Source organism: Xanthomonas sp. NCPPB 3005, from assembly GCF_041228095.2.
In the GTDB taxonomy this organism is placed as follows: Bacteria; Pseudomonadota; Gammaproteobacteria; order Xanthomonadales; family Xanthomonadaceae; genus Xanthomonas_A; species Xanthomonas_A bonasiae.
The window spans coordinates 3,296,230-3,311,701 of sequence record NZ_CP166096.2 but is presented as its reverse complement, the minus strand read 5'-3'; the positions used below and the strand labels follow the sequence as shown (position 1 = coordinate 3,311,701).

11 protein-coding genes and 3 tRNA genes are annotated in these 15,472 nt (G+C 69.8%); 8 read left to right on the top strand and 6 right to left on the bottom strand.

From position 1 onward, the window contains the following. Positions 1-226: 226 nt before the first annotated feature. Positions 227-1,051: a glycosyl hydrolase family 18 protein gene (locus AB8810_RS14390; RefSeq protein WP_369914021.1), complete on the top strand. Its 825-nt coding sequence runs from the start codon at positions 227-229 to the stop codon at positions 1,049-1,051. 42 nt (positions 1,052-1,093) lie between these two features. Then, on the top strand, positions 1,094-2,626 hold the full coding sequence (locus AB8810_RS14385) for a hypothetical protein (protein ID WP_369914020.1): 1,533 nt from the start codon (positions 1,094-1,096) through the stop codon (positions 2,624-2,626). Positions 2,627-2,762: 136 nt separating this feature from the next. Here AB8810_RS14385 and AB8810_RS14380 read toward each other — a convergent pair whose 3' ends face one another. Further along, positions 2,763-4,238, bottom strand: coding sequence for a hypothetical protein (locus AB8810_RS14380; protein ID WP_369914019.1), 1,476 nt, complete (start codon positions 4,236-4,238; stop codon positions 2,763-2,765). 92 nt (positions 4,239-4,330) lie between these two features. On the opposite strand from AB8810_RS14380, the gene AB8810_RS14375 reads away from it, so the two are divergent. Next, a tRNA-Gly gene (locus AB8810_RS14375) sits at positions 4,331-4,406 on the top strand. An 80-nt stretch (positions 4,407-4,486) separates the two neighbouring features. After that, positions 4,487-4,560 (top strand) — tRNA-Cys (locus tag AB8810_RS14370). 162 nt (positions 4,561-4,722) lie between these two features. Here the strand turns inward: AB8810_RS14370 and AB8810_RS14365 are convergent. Continuing rightward, on the bottom strand, positions 4,723-5,829 hold the full coding sequence (locus AB8810_RS14365; RefSeq protein WP_372530392.1) for a 4Fe-4S dicluster domain-containing protein: 1,107 nt from the start codon (positions 5,827-5,829) through the stop codon (positions 4,723-4,725). A 35-nt stretch (positions 5,830-5,864) separates the two neighbouring features. Continuing rightward, positions 5,865-6,179: a hypothetical protein gene (locus AB8810_RS14360; protein WP_206257181.1), complete on the bottom strand. Its 315-nt coding sequence runs from the start codon at positions 6,177-6,179 to the stop codon at positions 5,865-5,867. Positions 6,180-6,406: 227 nt separating this feature from the next. Between AB8810_RS14360 and AB8810_RS14355 the strand changes: the two genes are divergently transcribed. From AB8810_RS14355 to AB8810_RS14345, 3 genes are all read left to right on the top strand, one after another. Further along, positions 6,407-6,841 (top strand): group III truncated hemoglobin, encoded by a 435-nt coding sequence (locus tag AB8810_RS14355; RefSeq protein WP_369914017.1) that lies wholly within the window; start codon positions 6,407-6,409, stop codon positions 6,839-6,841. 71 nt (positions 6,842-6,912) lie between these two features. Next, positions 6,913-8,319, top strand: coding sequence for an oxygen-independent coproporphyrinogen III oxidase (gene hemN / locus AB8810_RS14350; RefSeq protein ID WP_369914016.1), 1,407 nt, complete (start codon positions 6,913-6,915; stop codon positions 8,317-8,319). Between the two features lie 156 nt (positions 8,320-8,475). Further along, a tRNA-Leu gene (locus AB8810_RS14345) sits at positions 8,476-8,562 on the top strand. Between the two features lie 164 nt (positions 8,563-8,726). Here AB8810_RS14345 and AB8810_RS14340 read toward each other — a convergent pair. From AB8810_RS14340 to AB8810_RS14330, 3 genes are all read right to left on the bottom strand, one after another. After that, positions 8,727-10,811 carry an alpha/beta fold hydrolase gene (locus AB8810_RS14340; RefSeq protein ID WP_369914015.1) on the bottom strand — a complete coding sequence of 695 codons (2,085 nt, stop codon included), beginning with the start codon at positions 10,809-10,811 and terminating at the stop codon, positions 8,727-8,729. A gap of 103 nt (positions 10,812-10,914) precedes the next feature. Then, complete coding sequence (locus tag AB8810_RS14335) at positions 10,915-13,083, bottom strand: TonB-dependent siderophore receptor (RefSeq protein ID WP_369914014.1); 2,169 nt, start codon at positions 13,081-13,083, stop codon at positions 10,915-10,917. Between the two features lie 305 nt (positions 13,084-13,388). After that, on the bottom strand, positions 13,389-14,378 hold the full coding sequence (locus AB8810_RS14330) for a LysR family transcriptional regulator (protein WP_191826462.1): 990 nt from the start codon (positions 14,376-14,378) through the stop codon (positions 13,389-13,391). 282 nt (positions 14,379-14,660) lie between these two features. Between AB8810_RS14330 and AB8810_RS14325 the strand changes: the two genes are divergently transcribed. After that, on the top strand, positions 14,661-15,353 hold the full coding sequence (locus tag AB8810_RS14325; RefSeq protein ID WP_369914013.1) for an MtnX-like HAD-IB family phosphatase: 693 nt from the start codon (positions 14,661-14,663) through the stop codon (positions 15,351-15,353). Positions 15,354-15,472: the final 119 nt, after the last annotated feature.

The window sequence follows — 15,472 nt, the reverse complement described above, 5'->3', positions numbered from 1 at the left end:
GGAGCCGCGCAGTGTCGACCGCGCGCGCCGCGATCTGCGCTAGGTTCGGCCAGGCGGCATTGCATCGCGTGCAGGCGGGTGGAGGAGGCGGCGTTGCAGCCGCAGCGACCCGGCACGAGCAAGACACGACAGACGTTTGCATCGGGACCGGAACGGTCGGGCGGCAAGCGCATGCGCGGATGCCGGTCGCCCGGCGCACATCCATCTCACCGCTGCAGGAGCCACCATGAATTTCGAGATCGCGACCTGGTACGACACCTGGAACGGCACCGGTGCCGACAATCTTGCGCAGGGCAAGGTGCCGCTCGGCTATGCCAGCCGCTACAACCTGGCCTTCGGCATATTCGTCGAGACCGGCAACGGCTATACCCTGGACCTCAACGCGCAATTCGCCGCGCAGAATCTCGGCCAGATCAAGACGCAGGCGCCCGGCGCGCTGATCTATGCCGGCGTCGGCGACACCGGGCTGGTGGCGACGGTGGCGGACAATCGCGACAACGCCAACCGTTCCACCGCCAACATCGTGGCCTATCTGCAGCAGCAGGGCCTCAACGGCATCAGCATCGATTCCGAAGGCGACGGCATGTCCTCGGTGGTGGAGCTGGTGACGCAGCTCAGCCCGAGTTTCAAGGCGGCCGGGCTCGGCATCGCGGTGTCGGTGCCGTGGCCTGCCGGTGGGCCGGTCGCGCTGTACGGCGACGGCGCGGTGGCGGCGTTCAACCAGTACGTGGATGCCGCCGAATTGCAGGACTATTCGTCCTCCGGCACGCCGCAGGATGCGCAGGTGTGGATCCAGGCCGGGGTGCGCGCTGACATCCTGATGGGCGGGGTGGCCACCGAGAACGGCAACGTGCAGACCTCGCTCGAAGACACCGCGGCCTGGACCAGCTACGCGCTGCAGAACGGCTTGCGCGGCATGTTCAGCTGGAGGCTGGACAACGACCATGGCCAGGATGGCCAGGAAGAGGACGTGGATCCGACCTTCACCGGCGCCAAGACGATCTACGACACCGTCCATGCGCAGCGCGGCGCCGCGGACCCGCTGCGTTAGCGCGATTCTGCACGGCGGCAGTGCGCCGCCAGGCCTGGGTGCATGCGTGGCACGCTGCACGCCGCTTGCATCGTCGCGCGCACGATCGGGGCGTCATGCGTCGCTGGATATACTCCAGCGGCGCAGACGAGAGAGAAGACCGAGGAAGTGAGTGCCAGCCATGACGCCTACGCGGATCAGATTCGCTACCTGACCGAGCTGGGGCCGCGTGCGTCCGGTACGCCGGCCCACAATGCGCTGATCGACCATGTGGCGACCGCGTTGGCCGAGCTCGGCCTCGACGTGCGGCGCGATCCGCACACGTTCGAACGCTGGGAGGTCGACCGGGACACGCTGGCGCTGCAGGTGGGGGAACGTCGCATCGCGATCGCCTCGGCGTGGCCTTATTCCGGCGAAACTCCGCGCGAAGGCACGACCGCGCCGCTGGTCCTGCTGCGCGGGCGACGCAAGCACTGGCGAGCGGCCGCCGGCAAGATCGCGGTGATCGAAGTGCCGCACATCGCGGTGCCGACGACGCTGTTGGTCGAGGCCTGGGACGGGCCGCTGCCGTTCGACCGGGTCTCCAACCCGATCATCAGTTCCGAACTCGCCGGCACCGATCTGGCCAAGGCAAAGCGCGCGGGGGTGCTCGGCGTGATCGCGGTCTGGCGCGGCCTGCCCGATGCGGCCGCTGCGGGTCAGTATCTGCCTTTCACCCGCGGCTATCAGGGCCTGCCGGCCGTCTGGGTTGCCGAAAGCCAGCGCGCGCAGCTGCTCGCCGCCGCCGAACGCGGCGCTGTGGCCACGCTGACCGTGAGCGCGAGCAAGACCGCGAACGCGCGCATGGACACGCTCTGGGCCGTGTCGCCTGGAACCGGTCCGCGGGCCAGCGAGTCGGTGCTGGTGGTCACCCACAGCGATGGCGGCAACGCGGTCGAAGAGAACGGCCACATCGGCTTGCTCGCGCTGGCGCGCGACGCGGTCGCCGCGCCGCACGAACGCAGCATCGTCTTCGTCTACACCGCCGGCCACCTGCGTATGCCGGCCGTCACCGCGCACGGCCAAGCCACCACCGCCTGGCTCGAGACCCACCGCGACCTGTGGGCCGGAACACCTGGCGGCTATACCGCGGCCGCCGGTCTGGTCATCGAACATCTGGGCGCAAAGCACTTGCGCATCGATGCCGCCACCGGGCGCTACGCGTCCGACGGCACGCTCGAACCCGAACTGTTGTACGCCACGACACCCGAACTCGCCCGACTCACCCGCACGCTGTGGCGTGGCGCAATCGCCGATGCAGCGACCCCGGTCAAGCCCGGCGCGCTGCTGCATTTCGGCGAAGGCGAGCCGCTGTTCGAGCGGGGAATTCCTGCGGTCGCGCTGGTCACCGGTCCCGAGTATCTGCTTGCGGAGTGCGAAGGCGACCTGGTCGACATCGACGCGCTCGCGCGGCAAGTCGACAGCTTCCGCCGGCTGCAGCAGCACTTGGCCGGCAGCATCGATCGGGAATCCTTCGGCAAGGTCGCGCTGCCCGGCAAATGGAAGAAGGCGCTGGCGGCCGTCCGCGTCGGTGTGTTCCTGCTCCGGCGCCGTTGAACGCGCGCCGGCGGCGGAGATATGGAGCGTTCGCTGCGGATGCGGCCTGTCGATGCACGTGACCCTGTAGGAGCGGCTTCAGCCGCGACGGGCGTTACCGGTACGCCCGTCGCAATCGCAGTACCCGACCGCTGCGTCAGGGCATCGTCGCAGCCTCGCGGAAGCCCGCCCGTCCGCAGGCGGCATCGTAGGCGTAGTCCGTCGCAGCGAGTACGTGGCGGCCACTGTTGATGTGCGCGGGCGGTGCGTCGAGCGGTCCGCGCCATTGCACACTGTCCGGTGTCGCCGGTGCGGTGCCCCCGACCTTGAAGCCGTAGCTGAAGACCGGATGCCCGGCCGGACCGATGGCGAGCGTCATCTGCGTTCCTTCCGGTACCACCAGCGAAGTGGCCGCAGTGGCGTCGGAGGCGCGGCCGGACGTTGCGCTTGCAGGCTTTGCGGGTGTGGTCAGCTTCTGCTGCAATTTCGCCGGGGCAGGCGGTTGTTTGGTTGGGGTCAGCATCATGTAAGCGATGCCGGTATCCGGCAGCAGCTTGCCGCAGACCTGGTAATCGCTGCCGCTGGCCGGAAAACCGGCGCATGCGTTCGGCGCCTGCCAGTCGGCGCCACCGGCGGCACTCGCCGCGGCGCGCTGCAGCGGAATCAGCGAGAAGGCGCGCAGCGCCTGCTCGCTGACGCCCAGGGTGATGCCCGACGCGCTGACGATGTAGCCCGGGCTCATGTTGCCGGTACGCATCTGCACGAGGTTGAGAAACGGATTGCGTGCTGCCGCGACGCCGCGGTCGTAGCCCACGCCCATCATGCCGAAGTCGGGAGAGATCGTTTTGCAGTCCTTCAACGTCTGCGTGCCGCCGCTGCTCAGGGCGAGGGTGTTGTTGTAGGCCGCGCAGTTGTCCGGCGCCTGGCTCAGCGTCTTCGCCGACCCGGGCGGCGTTCCCTTCGGAATCGTGGCGACGTCGCAGGTGCATTGCGCGGCCAGGACCTCGATCGCGTCGATGCGCGCCGCGGCGCTGTTGCCGTCGGCCGATACGCCGAGCCGCATCGGCACCTGCACGTATTTGCCGGGGTGGTACTGGCTGTTGCTGGAATAGAAGATGTAGCCGAGCTTGGTCGAGGCGTCCCAGGCCTGCTGGATCGCCGCGCTGAGCGGCACCACCACGCCGGTGGAGCCGGTGTCCACTTCCAGGACCTGGCTGGCGGCAGCGGCGGAGGTCGCCGAGGCCGGCGGCGTGCCGACCTGCACCCGCACCTGGTAGGCGTATTTCGGCATGTTCTGCGAGACCAGCGGCAAGCGCAGGGTCTGCGTCTGCAGCCGACAGGACTGCGCCTGCGCGGCGCCGGCCGCGGCCAGGCAAACCACCGCGGCGCTGCAGCGTGTCCATCGGTTCATGGCGATCCCTCGTATGGATGTCGCTGCGATGCTAGGGGCATGGCCGGCGCAGGTGCGCAGCGACGCATGCACGTCCAGGCACTTGTCTACCTCGATGGGCGAGGCGCTGTGGTGGAGATTCCAGTCCGCGCTCGCGCCGGCGGCGCCGCCGATGCGGCAGCGGTCTTCGCCGGGGCAGGCGCCGCCGCGCGCCGCGGATCCGGTGCGGATGGCCCGTCGCACCGTGCTCCCGGCCGCGCGAACGCCACTGGCGGATTTTTTTGCCCGAAGGCTGGCGCAATGCGCAGGAGGGCTGTAGAATGGCTGGCTCCCAAGCGGGAATAGCTCAGTTGGTAGAGCGCAACCTTGCCAAGGTTGAGGTCGCGAGTTCGAGTCTCGTTTCCCGCTCCAGATTCAGACAGAGCCCCGTCAGCGGGGCTTTGTTTTGTCGGACACCGCTGTTGGCGGTTTCGGCTAGAATTCAGTCCACCGGCCTGGTGGCAGAGTGGTTATGCAGCGGACTGCAAATCCGCGTACGCCGGTTCAATTCCGACCCAGGCCTCCATCTGCACTTCGACGCCCGGTAGATCCACGATCTACCGGGCGTTTGCGTTCGTGGCTGCCCGATCTGGCGGGCGCTCGCCGCGGTGGATCGCCGCCGCGCTTGCCGGGCCCTTTTGCTGCGCGCCTGGAATGCCTGTCGTTCCCGTCGCCGACGGCGTGCCGGTCAGGCAGCCGCGAACAACGCCGCCAGCAACGCGGCCAGCAGCAGTGCGGCGCCGGTCAGCAGCCGCGGCCGCAGCCTGCGTGGCGGCTGGCGCTCGATCGCGTTGGCGCTGGCCCAGCGCAGCAGGCCGTGGGCGAAGTCGTGGCGATCCATGCTGCGGTCGCAGGCGTCCACGCAGGCGCCGCAGGCGGTGCAGGCGTAGTGCGGGCCGTTGCGCAGGTCGATGCGCGCGGGACAGGCGTCCACGCAGGCGCTGCAGTCCACGCAGTCGCCGAGTTGCGCGTCGGTGAACTTGGGCAGGGTGCCGGCGTAGGTGGCCAGCGCGTCGCCGCGGTGGCCGCCCTGGCCGGCGAGCCGGGCGATGCTGGCGCGCAGCGCATAGTCGCGCGCGGTGCCGGCGTCGAGCAGGCGCCGCCCGCGCTGGGCGACGCTGCCCTGGCCGCAGGCGCGCGCGCCGCGCGGCTCGCCGCGCATCGCGTCGTAGCCGATCAGGGGCGTGTCGCGATCGCACAGCAGCGGCTGCAGCCGCGCGTAGGGGCACAGGTAGCGGCACACCTGGCTGCGCAGGAAGCCGGCATTGCCCCAGGTGGCCAGGGCGTAGAACAGCACCCAGAAGCTTTCCCAGCCGCTCCAGGCGAATGGCCGCAGCCGCGCGACCAGGTCGGCGATCGGCGCGAAGTAGCCCACGAAACTGATCCCGGTCCACAGCGCCAGCGCCGCCCAGACCACATGCCGCGCGGCCGCCGGCCACGCGGCGAAGCGCCGTTCCAGCCAGGCGAATGCATGGCTCCAGACCGATTGCGGGCAGGCGAAGCCGCACCACACCCGTCCGGCCAGGGTGGTCGTCACCATCAATGCGGCGGCCGCGGCGAACAGCGCCAGCAGCAGCCAGCCGACATCGTGCGGCCACAGGGTCAGGCCGAACAGGTCCAGGCGCCGCGCGGGAAGGTCGAAGCGCAGCGCCTGGCGGCCGTCCCAGCGCAGCCACGGCAGCAGGTAGAACGCGGCGAACAGCAGCCACAGGCTGCAGCGGCGCAGGCGCGCGTAGCGGCCGCGCGGCGGCGCCGCGGCATCGGCGGCGCCGTGTGCGGCACTGGCGTCGTGCATGCGCAGGGGAATGCCGCGGGGCATCGGCGTTCCGCTCACGACAGCGACTCGTCGTCGTCTGCAGCGGCATGCGGCGCCGGCCGCAGCAGGAACCCGGTCAGCACGCTCGAGCTCAGCGTGGCCAACCAGAACATGAAGAAGCCTAGCGTGTAGCCGAGTTCGCGGCTCAACGGGCGGCCGGGGAAGGTGATGTCGCGCAGCGCCAGCGGATCGACCAGGGCGAAGAACAGCACGCTCATCGCGCCGGCGACCAGGAAGCTGGGCCACAGGATCACGCCCAGCCGCTGCACCAGCGGGCGCGGCGCGGCGGCATCGAGCGGATCGAGCAGGGGGTCGTCGCTGGGCGTCATGACGGGCGGGCTCCATCGCGGAAGGGGAGGTGCGGCATGCGCCTGGGTGGTGCCACGCATGGGCTGGCGCCGCCCGCACGCGGTCGCGCCGCCGCTCCCCGTCGGCGTCGGCGCAGGCGCATGCCGCCCATGCAGACTAGGCAGTGCCGCGCGTGGCGACATTGATCCTGATCAAGGCCGGGCCGCGGCGGCTGCGGATACTGGCGCCATCGAGCAGGAGCACCGACATGCATGACCACATCGCCGCGTTGCCGTTGCCCGGGCCTGAACTGTGCAGCGAAGAGGAAGTGAGCGCGCTGGTGGACGCGTTCTACCGCCGCGTGCGCGCCGACGCCGACCTGGCCGCGGTGTTCGCCGCGCATATCGAGGACTGGGACGCGCACCTGCTGCAGCTGACCGATTTCTGGTCGGCGATGCTGCGCGGCACCCGCCGCTTCCGTGGCGCGCCGATGCCCAAGCACATGGCCATGCGCGAACTCAGCGACGTCCTGTTCCAGCGCTGGCTAGGCCTGTTCCGCGCCACCACCGCCGAACTGGACAATGCGCCGATGCGCCTGTTGGCCGACGACATCGCCGCGCGCATCGCCGACACCTTCTGGCGCCGCCACCAGATGAGCTGGCGGCCGTTCGAGCCGGCGACGCCGTTGTCGCCTGTCGAGTGACGCAGCGGATCGATCCGGCGGATTGATCCAGGTCAAAGCGGCCTGCCGCCGCGCCGCGCATGCTGGCCGCCATGGACATCCTGACCGCCTCCGATCCCGCCGCCACCTGGACCTTCGACGCCGAGCTGCTGCGCCGCTACGACCGTCCCGGCCCGCGCTATACCTCGTATCCGACCGCGCCGCATTTCCAGGCCGGCTTCGGCCCGGTGCAGCTGTTCGCGGCGGTGCAGGCCAGCGATCCGACGCGGCCGCTGTCGCTGTACGTGCACGTGCCGTTCTGCCGCAACCCGTGTTTCTACTGCGGCTGCAACCGGGTCATCACCCGCGACACCGGCAAGGGCCGGGCCTACGTGCAGCGCGTGCTGCGCGAGGCGGCGATGATGGCCGCCTGCCTGGACACCGAGCGCGAGGTGGTGCAGTTGCACCTGGGCGGTGGCACGCCGAATTTCCTGGCGCCGGAACTGCTCGGCGAACTGCTGCAGGGCTTGCGCGGGCTGTTCCGCTTCAGCGAGGCGCCGGATCGCGACATCTCGATCGAACTAGACCCGCGCACGGTGACGCCGCAGGACATCGCCGCGCTGGCGGCGCTGGGGTTCAACCGCGCCAGCCTGGGTATCCAGGATTTCGATCCGCTGGTGCAGCAGGCGATCAATCGCCGCCAGGGCGTGGCCGAGACGCTGGACATCCTTCGCGCGTGTCGCGTGCAGGGCATGCGTTCGGTCAACGTGGACCTGATCTACGGCCTGCCGCGGCAGACCCTGGCCGGCTTCGAGCGCACCCTGGACACAGTGATCGCGGCGCGCCCGGACCGCCTGGCGGTCTACGGCTATGCGCACATGCCGCAGTTGTTCAAGGCGCAGCGGCGCATCGCCGATGCGGACCTGCCCGACGCCGAGCACAAGCTCGCGCTGCTCGGATTGGCGGTGCGCAAGCTGTCGGCGGCCGGCTACCAGTACATCGGCATGGACCATTTCGCGTTGCCGCACGAAGACCTGGCGCGCGCGCAGCGCCAGGGCGGGCTGCACCGCAATTTCATGGGCTACACCACGCATGCCGACACCGACCTGCTCGGCCTGGGCGTCAGCGCGATCAGCCGTATCGGCGACAGCTACAGCCAGAACCAGCGCGAGTTGCCGGCCTGGGAAGCGGCGGTGGATGCCGGCGATAGTCCGGTGCTGCGCGGCCTGCGGCTCAGCGCCGACGACGCGCTGCGCGCGGAGCTGATCCAGCAGCTGATGTGCCAGGGCCGCGCCGATGTGGCGGCGCTGGCGCAGCGCCATGGCATCGACTTCGCCAGCTATTTCGACGAGGAGCTGCAGGCGCTGGCGCCGCTGTGCGCCGATGGCCTGGCCGACTACCGCGACGGCACGATCCAGGCCACTGCGCGCGGGCGCCCGCTGCTGCGCCTGATCGCGATGTGCTTCGACCGCTATCTGCGCCAGCCGGCGCAACCGGCGCGCTATTCGCGGGCGATCTGAGCGCCACGCGGAGTCACCAGGTTCACCGTTGCCGAATGGCATCCCCGGCGCCGTCGTGGCGGCGACGCCGGGGTTCTTTTCGGGGGCCGCGCAGGAGCCTGCTGCCCGCGCCGCGGTTCACAAGCGGGCTGCAATCAGGCACGCTAGCGGCACCAGGCCCGGATGGCGAAACTGGTAGACGCATCGGACTTAAAATCCGCCGGGGGCGACCCCATGCCGGTTCGATTCCGGCTCCGGGCACCAGTGGCGTCGTTGACGCCGGGAATGGGGAATGGAGAGTAGGGAATGGGGAAAGGCGGGTCGGCTTCCGCGCATTTCCCAGACTGCACGCTCGTGATGCCGCAGCTGTAGCGTGCGCCGGCATGGCGCATCTTCGCGGGCTGGGCCGATCTGCATGAAGCACAACGTCATTGGACCGGCGCCGGCTTGGCATCGCCGGCGCCTTCGCTCGTTGCGCCGACGGCAAGCTCCTTATCCAGCCAGCGCGCCACCTGCTGCAGCAGATCGCGTTGCAGATCGCGTTCTTCCGGCCAGTGCGTGCTGCGCGGGTAGGTCACCATCTGCACCGGCGTGCCGTTGGTTTTCAGCGCCTGGTACAGCATCTGCCCTTGCGCCAGCGGCACGCGCTGGTCCTGTTCGCCGTGCAGGATCAGCACCGGCATGCGCACGCGTTCGGCGTAGCGCAGCGGCGAGCGCTCGTCCAGCATGGCGCGTGCGGCCAGGGCGTCGCGTCCGAAATAGCCGGGCAGGAAATCGTGCACGTCGGTGGTCAGCGCCATGCTGTACAGGTCGGTGACGCCGGCGCCGACGATGGCGGTGCGGAAGCGCCGCTGCGGGTCGTGGGTCGCGGCCCACGCCGCCAGGTAGCCGCCGTAGCTCCAGCCGCCGATGGCCACGCGCGCGGGATCGGCGATGCGCTGGGCCACGATCGCGTCCAGGCCGTCGAGCACGTCCTGGTAGTCGCCGCCGCCCCAGTCGTTGTTGGCCGCCTCGGTGAAGGCGGCGCCCTGGCCTTCGGAGCCGCGCGGATTCGGCAGCAGCACGGCGTACCCGTGCGAGGCCAGCAGCTGCGCCCAATCGTGCCAGGAGCCGAGCCAGCCGGACCACCACGCCCATGCCGGCCCGCCGTGGATCTGCAGCAGCGTCGGCAACGGCGTGCCGGCTTTCCATCCTGGCGGCAGCACCAGCACGCCGTCGATGCGGCGTCCGTCGCGCGAGCTGCGCCAGCTCAGTTCGCGCAATGTGCCCAGCGCCCATTGCCGTACCTGCGGATTGCTGTCGGTGAGCGCGTGCGTGCGGCCGTCGCGCAGCAGCCAGATTTCCGCCGGGGCCGTCGGCGTTTCGCCGAGGAAGGCGACACGGCCGTCGCGGGCGAGGGTGAACGAGGCCCAGGCCGCATGCGTGGCGGCCAGCGTGCGCGCCTTGCCGCTATCGGCGTCGACCTGCAGGAATTCGGCGCGCAGTCCGCGCTGGCCTTCGACCACGATGTGCGCGTCGTCGCGCCATTGCGCATGCCACAGCGTGCCGGTCCAGTCCGGCGCCAGGCGCACCTGGCGGTCGTCGGCCAGACGGTGCGCGAGCAGGGTCGAGGTCATCTTGCCCTGGCTCAGCGCCGCATACAGCAACTGGCTGCCGTCGGGCGACCAGCGCGGCGGCTGCGCGCCGACCGAGGCGGCGACCACGCGCAGCAGATGGCCGTCGGCGGCATCCACCAGCACCAGCCGCGAGCGGTTCCAGTAGCCGTTGAAACCGGGGGCGTCGGCCACGCGCAAGGCCAGCTCGGTGCCGTCCGGCGACCAGGCCAGTTGCGAGACCTGCAGGCCGGGCGCGGTCAGCGCGCGCGGCGCGCCGTCGGGCAGGTCGCGGACCCAGACCCGGTCGAATGCGACGTCGTGGTCCACCTGCTGCGCATCGTCCTTGCGCTGCAGGCGTGCCTTGCGCTCGGCGGACGGCGGATCGGTAGCGATCCAGGCCAGGCGTTTTCCGTCCGCCGACCAGGCAAAGGCGCTGACCGCGCCTGCAGCCGCGGTCAGTTGCTGCGGCGCGCCGCCGCCGCGGGCGATGCGCCAGACCTGCATGCTCGGCGCGTCGGCGTCCGCCGCCGCGTCGCCGGGAGCGCAGGCGGGGCGCGGGTCCTGGGTCTTGCCGCGATCGGACAGGAAGCCGATCCAGGCACCGTCCGGCGACCAGCGCGGAGACGTTTCGCCGGCCGCGGAGCTTCCCGCATCGGTCAAGGCATGCGCCGATGCCGCGCCGGCGGCGGTGTCCACCAGCCACAGCCGCAACAGCGGCGGCTTGCCGTTGTCGCGCGGGGTTTTCAGCACGTAGGCGACCTGGCGGCCATCGGCGGAAATCTGCGGATCGTCCAGATGGCGCAGGTCGACGATGTCGTCGGCGCTGATCGGACGCAAGCCCGCCGCCGGCGTGGCGACGCTCCATGCCGACACCAGCAATGCGGCGCACAACCGCCATGGCAACAACGTTCGGGTCATAGCGGGGCATCTCTTCGAAGAATGCCGCCGTGGGACGCGCGGCGGCAGGTGCGCGGCCGGTGGCGGCCGCGCAGGATGGCAAACGCAGGCTGCGGATGCCGGCTCAGAAATCGATCTTGACGTTGGCGGCGTAGGTGCGCGGCGCGCCGATCGCGAACTCGTAATAGCCCCCTTGCCAGTAGTCGCGGTCGAACAGATTCTGCACCTCGGCGCGCAAGGTGACGGGGCGGCCGCCGATCCGGGTCTGGTAACCGGCACCGGCGTTGACCACGGCATAGCCCTTGGCATAGACGGTCGTCTGCTGCGCGGTATTGTTGTAGATCGCGGTGCGCCCGTACCACTTCAGGTCCGAATGCAGCGCCAGGCCGTCGATGCCGGGCACCTGGTAGTCGGCGTCCAGGGTCGCGGTCAGCCTGGCGGTGCCTTCCAGTTGCTTGTCCACCAGCCAGGCGGTGCTGGTCTGCTGGTAGTAGGCGTCGAGCAGCAGCAGCGATGCGCCGAGGCCCAGCCGTGCGGTCGCTTGCACGCGGCCCTCCAGCTCCAGCCCGTCGTAGCGCAGGTTGCCGTTCTGCACGTAGACGTTGTCGGCATTGGCGTATTCGGCGCCGCGGTCGATCCGGAACAGCGCCGCCGCGGCCTGCCAGCCCGGCTTTTCGATCTTGTAGCCCAGCTCGTACTGCTTGCTCTGCAGCGGATCCAGCTGCGCGCCGGCATTGGCGAAGCTGTTGCCGACGCTGCTGCCCTGTTCCAGCGACTTCACGTAGCTGGCGTAGATCGTGGAGTCGGCGGCGGGCTTGAACAGCAGCGCCACGGTCGGCGTCCACACCGGCTTCTTGTAGATGTCGGTGACCTCGCCGGTGCCCCAGGCGTGGTTGGTCTGGGTGTAGTCGGTGAAGCGCGCGCCGAGCAGCAACGACCAGTGCGGCGAGAAGGTCAGGGTGTCGCTGGCGAAGCCGGCCAGCTGCTTGACGTCCGAATAGCGGAACAGCGCCAGGTTGTCGGAACTGGGATTCCAGGCGAAGCGCACCGGCACCGACAGGTAGCCCGAGCCGATCACGTCCCAGGAACTCAGGTTGCCGTTGCCCAGGTCCTGCGCCATTTCCTGCCAGGACGCGCCGACCACGACCTTGTGGCCGATCGCGCCGGTGGCGAAGCCGCCTTGCAGCATCGCCTGCGCGTACTTGAAGGTCCACAGGTCCAGGCCGTTGAACACCCAGTCGTCGTAGTAGCCGTCGGCGCCGTCCAGTTCGAAGTATTCCTGGCGCAGCCGGTAATCGTTCTTCAGGTAGCCCAGCGACAGCGTCGCCTTCCAGTCGGGCGAAATCTCCCAGGCCAGGCCGGTGGAGAGCATGCTGAACTTGTCGTGGTTGAGCGTGGCCGGCGAGGAATAGTTGGTGTTGCCGCTGATGCCGTCGGGCAGGTACTTGAGCGGGTAGCTCCAGGGATAGAAGTAGGGCGTGGGCGCATCGATCTGCTTGTCCTGGTACAGCAGGTCCGCGGTCCAGGTCACCGCCGGGGTCAGCTTGCCGACCAGCGACAGCGCGAACGCGTTGCGGTCGACGTGGCCGCCGGAATAGAAGTTGCCGGCTTCGTGCACGGCATTCATGCGATAGCCGAAATCCTTGTCCTGCCCGAGCCAGCCGCCCACATCGACGTGTTCGCTGACGACGCTGTCGGAGCGGTAGCCGATGTCGAGGCTGGCGATGTCGCCGCCGTCGGCAGGCGGCTTCTTGGTGATGTAGTTGACGATGCCGCCGGGCTGGCCGAACCCGTACATGAAGCCGCTGGCGCCCTTGAGCAACTGCACCTGTTCCATCGCCTCCAGCGGCAGGTTGACGCCGAACAGCGCGGTCGGCTGGCCGTTGACCTTCATGCTGTCCTCGAAGCTCAACGGCAGGCCGCGCACGATCAGCCGCGAGGCCCAGCCGTTGTAGTCGCTGCCGGCGCTGCGGCTGACGCTGGCGTCGCGCGAAAACACGTCCATCAGCGATTTGGCCTGGCGCGTTTCCAGTTGCTCCGCGTCCACCGTGCTGACCGAGAACGGCGTGTCCAGGTCGGATGTGTCGCCGAGCGCGCCGTTCTGCACCTGCTGTTTCTGTTTCTTGGCGGTGACCTCGACGCTGTTGAGATCGGTTACCTGGGTGCCGTCATCCTCCGCGGCGAACGCATGCTGCGTCAGCAATGCCAGCGCCAGGGCGACGGAGATGCGGCTGGACACCGCGGCGCGGCGGGGCAGGGCGTGGGAAACGGCACGGACGGGTATGGCGATCATGGCGGTCGAACCTCGCGAAAGTGGCTAGGCGAATGCCTCCACGCCGGGTCCGGCGAGCGTCGGCATACCGGCGCCCACGCACTGACTGCGCCGGTACGGGCGATGACGACGATCCGGCGAGCGGAAGGCAGAAGCGGAGGCCGGGCAGGATGGATCCCGCTCCAGCAGTGCAAGGCGGGCCTGTCCCCGGCCGGAAAGCGCATCCCCACTTTCTCTGCCTTGCTGTGATCCTATGTAGCGCGGCGCCGCGCTTGCGGCAATGCAGCATTTCTAGCGAATCCAATAGCCAGGCTGATAGATCGTGTTCACCGATGCTCCAGGGCCGCCAGCGCGCGCTGCTGGGTGCGGCGCATGCTGCCGATCAGCCACTCGGTGAAGCGTGCGGCCGAGCTGCCTTCCCGGGCCGGCAGCAGCGACATCAGCCGGTAATGCGCACTGGGCACCGGCGGCCGATCCAGCGCCGGCACCAGCAGGCCGGAATCGATCAGCCGCTGGATCCCGACCGAGCGCGCCATCGCCAGGCCGTCGCCGTAGATCGCCGCCTGGTAGGCCAGATAGGCCAGGTTGAAATGGCGTTCGGCGGTGATCCGCCAGCGCGGTTTCTCGGCCACGTGGTCCAGCCACTCGCGCCACTCCGCGCCGGCCAACTCGCCTTCCAGCCAGACCGCGTCGTCGTGCATCAGCAGCACGTCGCGCACCTGCGCCGGCTGCGCGTCCAGGCGTTGCCGCGTCGCCGGCGAGCACACCGGAAAGATCGTCTCGGCGAATTCGGCCAGCTGGCACAGGCCGGCGATCGGCGCATGCGAATAGCCGATCACCACGTCCACGCGCTGCTCTTCCATCCAGTACGCATGCGGCGCCACCATCTCCGCGCGCACATGCAGCTCGATGCCCTGGCATTCGCGGTAGAAGTCCGGCAGGTGCGGCATCAGCCATTCGATCGCCAGCGACGGCGGGCAGACCACGACCAGCGCGCCGCCCTGCGAACGGGCGATGCGCGACAGCGCGTCGTTGAGGCCGGCCGAGGCGCCGTTGACCGCGCCGAGCAGGGTCATGCCGGCCGGGGTCAGCGCGATCCTGCGCTGGCTGCGGCGGAACAGTTCGGTGCCCAGGCGCGCTTCCAGCCGCAACACGCGCTGGCTGACCGCGCCCTGGGTGACGTTCAGCGCCGCTGCCGCGCCGGTGATGCTGCCATGGCGGGCGGCGGCGCGGAACACCCACAGGTCCGACAGCAGTTGCGCGTCCAGGCGAAAGGCGTCCTGCTCGGCGCAGGACGACAGCACGGCGTCTTTCATTGAAACAGGCCCCCGCTACCGCCGATGAGCCCCCCCTGATGCGAATCTAGCCTTGCGCCTGGCTGGATGTGTGTCAAGGCGCGCAATACGGCGACGGCCGCCGCCCGATCGGGCGCAGACGCGATGCGTGCCGGGGTGCGCGAAGCGGTTCGCCCAGCCGCCGCTGCCGCCTGCCGGTCGGGTCCGCCGGCCAGGCCCGCGTTGCCGGGCGCTGTCCGCGCGCGGAAAGGAGCACGAAAGACAGCCCGCCTAGGCTCTGCCCGAATTAGCCGGAGAGCCGCCTTGCGCGTCCAGTGGAAAATTCTTTGCGATTTCGACGGTACCGTGTCGCTGCAGGATGTGACCGATACCTTGCTCGAGCGTCTCGGCCAGCCCGGCTGGCGCGCGTTGGAAGACGATTGGGTGGCCGGGCGCATCGGTGCGCGCGAGTGCATGAGCGGCCAGGTGGCGCTGCTCGACGGCGACGTCGACGCGCTGCACCGCGTGCTGGACGAGGTCCGCATCGATCCGGCGTTCGTGCGCTTCGTCGATCTGGCGCGCGACCTGGGCATGCCGCTGAGCATCGTCAGCGACGGCCTGGACTACCCGATCGCGCGGATCCTGGCGCGGCACGGCCTGCATCAGCTGCCGATCATCGCCAACCGCCTGCTGCGCACCGACGCCGGGCAATGGCGCATGGCCTCGCCGCACGCGCAGCCTGGCTGCGCCAGCGGTACCTGCAAGTGCGCGGTCATGGCCCAGCAGGAGCCGGCGCGCGCCACCTTGCTGATCGGCGACGGCCGCTCCGATTTCTGCGTGGCCGGCAAGGCCGATCTGGTCTTCGCCAAGGACGGCCTTTTGCGCCATTGCCGCACCAGCGGCATCGCCCACCGCGCGATCGGCGGTTTCGACGACGCCATCGCCCTGCTGCACGAGCTCGCCGCGCCTGCCGCCGCCAGCACCCGCTTCCCACTCCCCGTTCCCCAACGAGCCTGATCCCCATGAATCGGAATGTTCCGCTCCCCACCGCGCTTGCGCCGCTCCACGGCGATCTCGAGACGCTCGATCCGGCCGCGCACGACGGCCTGCAGCCGGCCTCGCCCGATCCGGACGCG

What these genes read in the sequence shown, in the direction of transcription:
- AB8810_RS14365 (WP_372530392.1), bottom strand. Translation starts at nt 5,829, where the DNA reads ATGCACGACGCCAGTGCCGCACACGGCGCCGCCGATGCCGCGGCGCCG.
- AB8810_RS14385 (WP_369914020.1), top strand. Translation starts at nt 1,094, where the DNA reads ATGCGTGGCACGCTGCACGCCGCTTGCATCGTCGCGCGCACGATCGGG.
- AB8810_RS14335 (WP_369914014.1), bottom strand. Translation starts at nt 13,083, where the DNA reads ATGATCGCCATACCCGTCCGTGCCGTTTCCCACGCCCTGCCCCGCCGC.
- AB8810_RS14355 (WP_369914017.1), top strand. Translation starts at nt 6,407, where the DNA reads ATGCATGACCACATCGCCGCGTTGCCGTTGCCCGGGCCTGAACTGTGC.
- AB8810_RS14390 (WP_369914021.1), top strand. Translation starts at nt 227, where the DNA reads ATGAATTTCGAGATCGCGACCTGGTACGACACCTGGAACGGCACCGGT.
- AB8810_RS14330 (WP_191826462.1), bottom strand. Translation starts at nt 14,378, where the DNA reads ATGAAAGACGCCGTGCTGTCGTCCTGCGCCGAGCAGGACGCCTTTCGC.
- AB8810_RS14360 (WP_206257181.1), bottom strand. Translation starts at nt 6,179, where the DNA reads ATGACGCCCAGCGACGACCCCCTGCTCGATCCGCTCGATGCCGCCGCG.
- hemN (WP_369914016.1), top strand. Translation starts at nt 6,913, where the DNA reads ATGGACATCCTGACCGCCTCCGATCCCGCCGCCACCTGGACCTTCGAC.
- AB8810_RS14340 (WP_369914015.1), bottom strand. Translation starts at nt 10,811, where the DNA reads ATGACCCGAACGTTGTTGCCATGGCGGTTGTGCGCCGCATTGCTGGTG.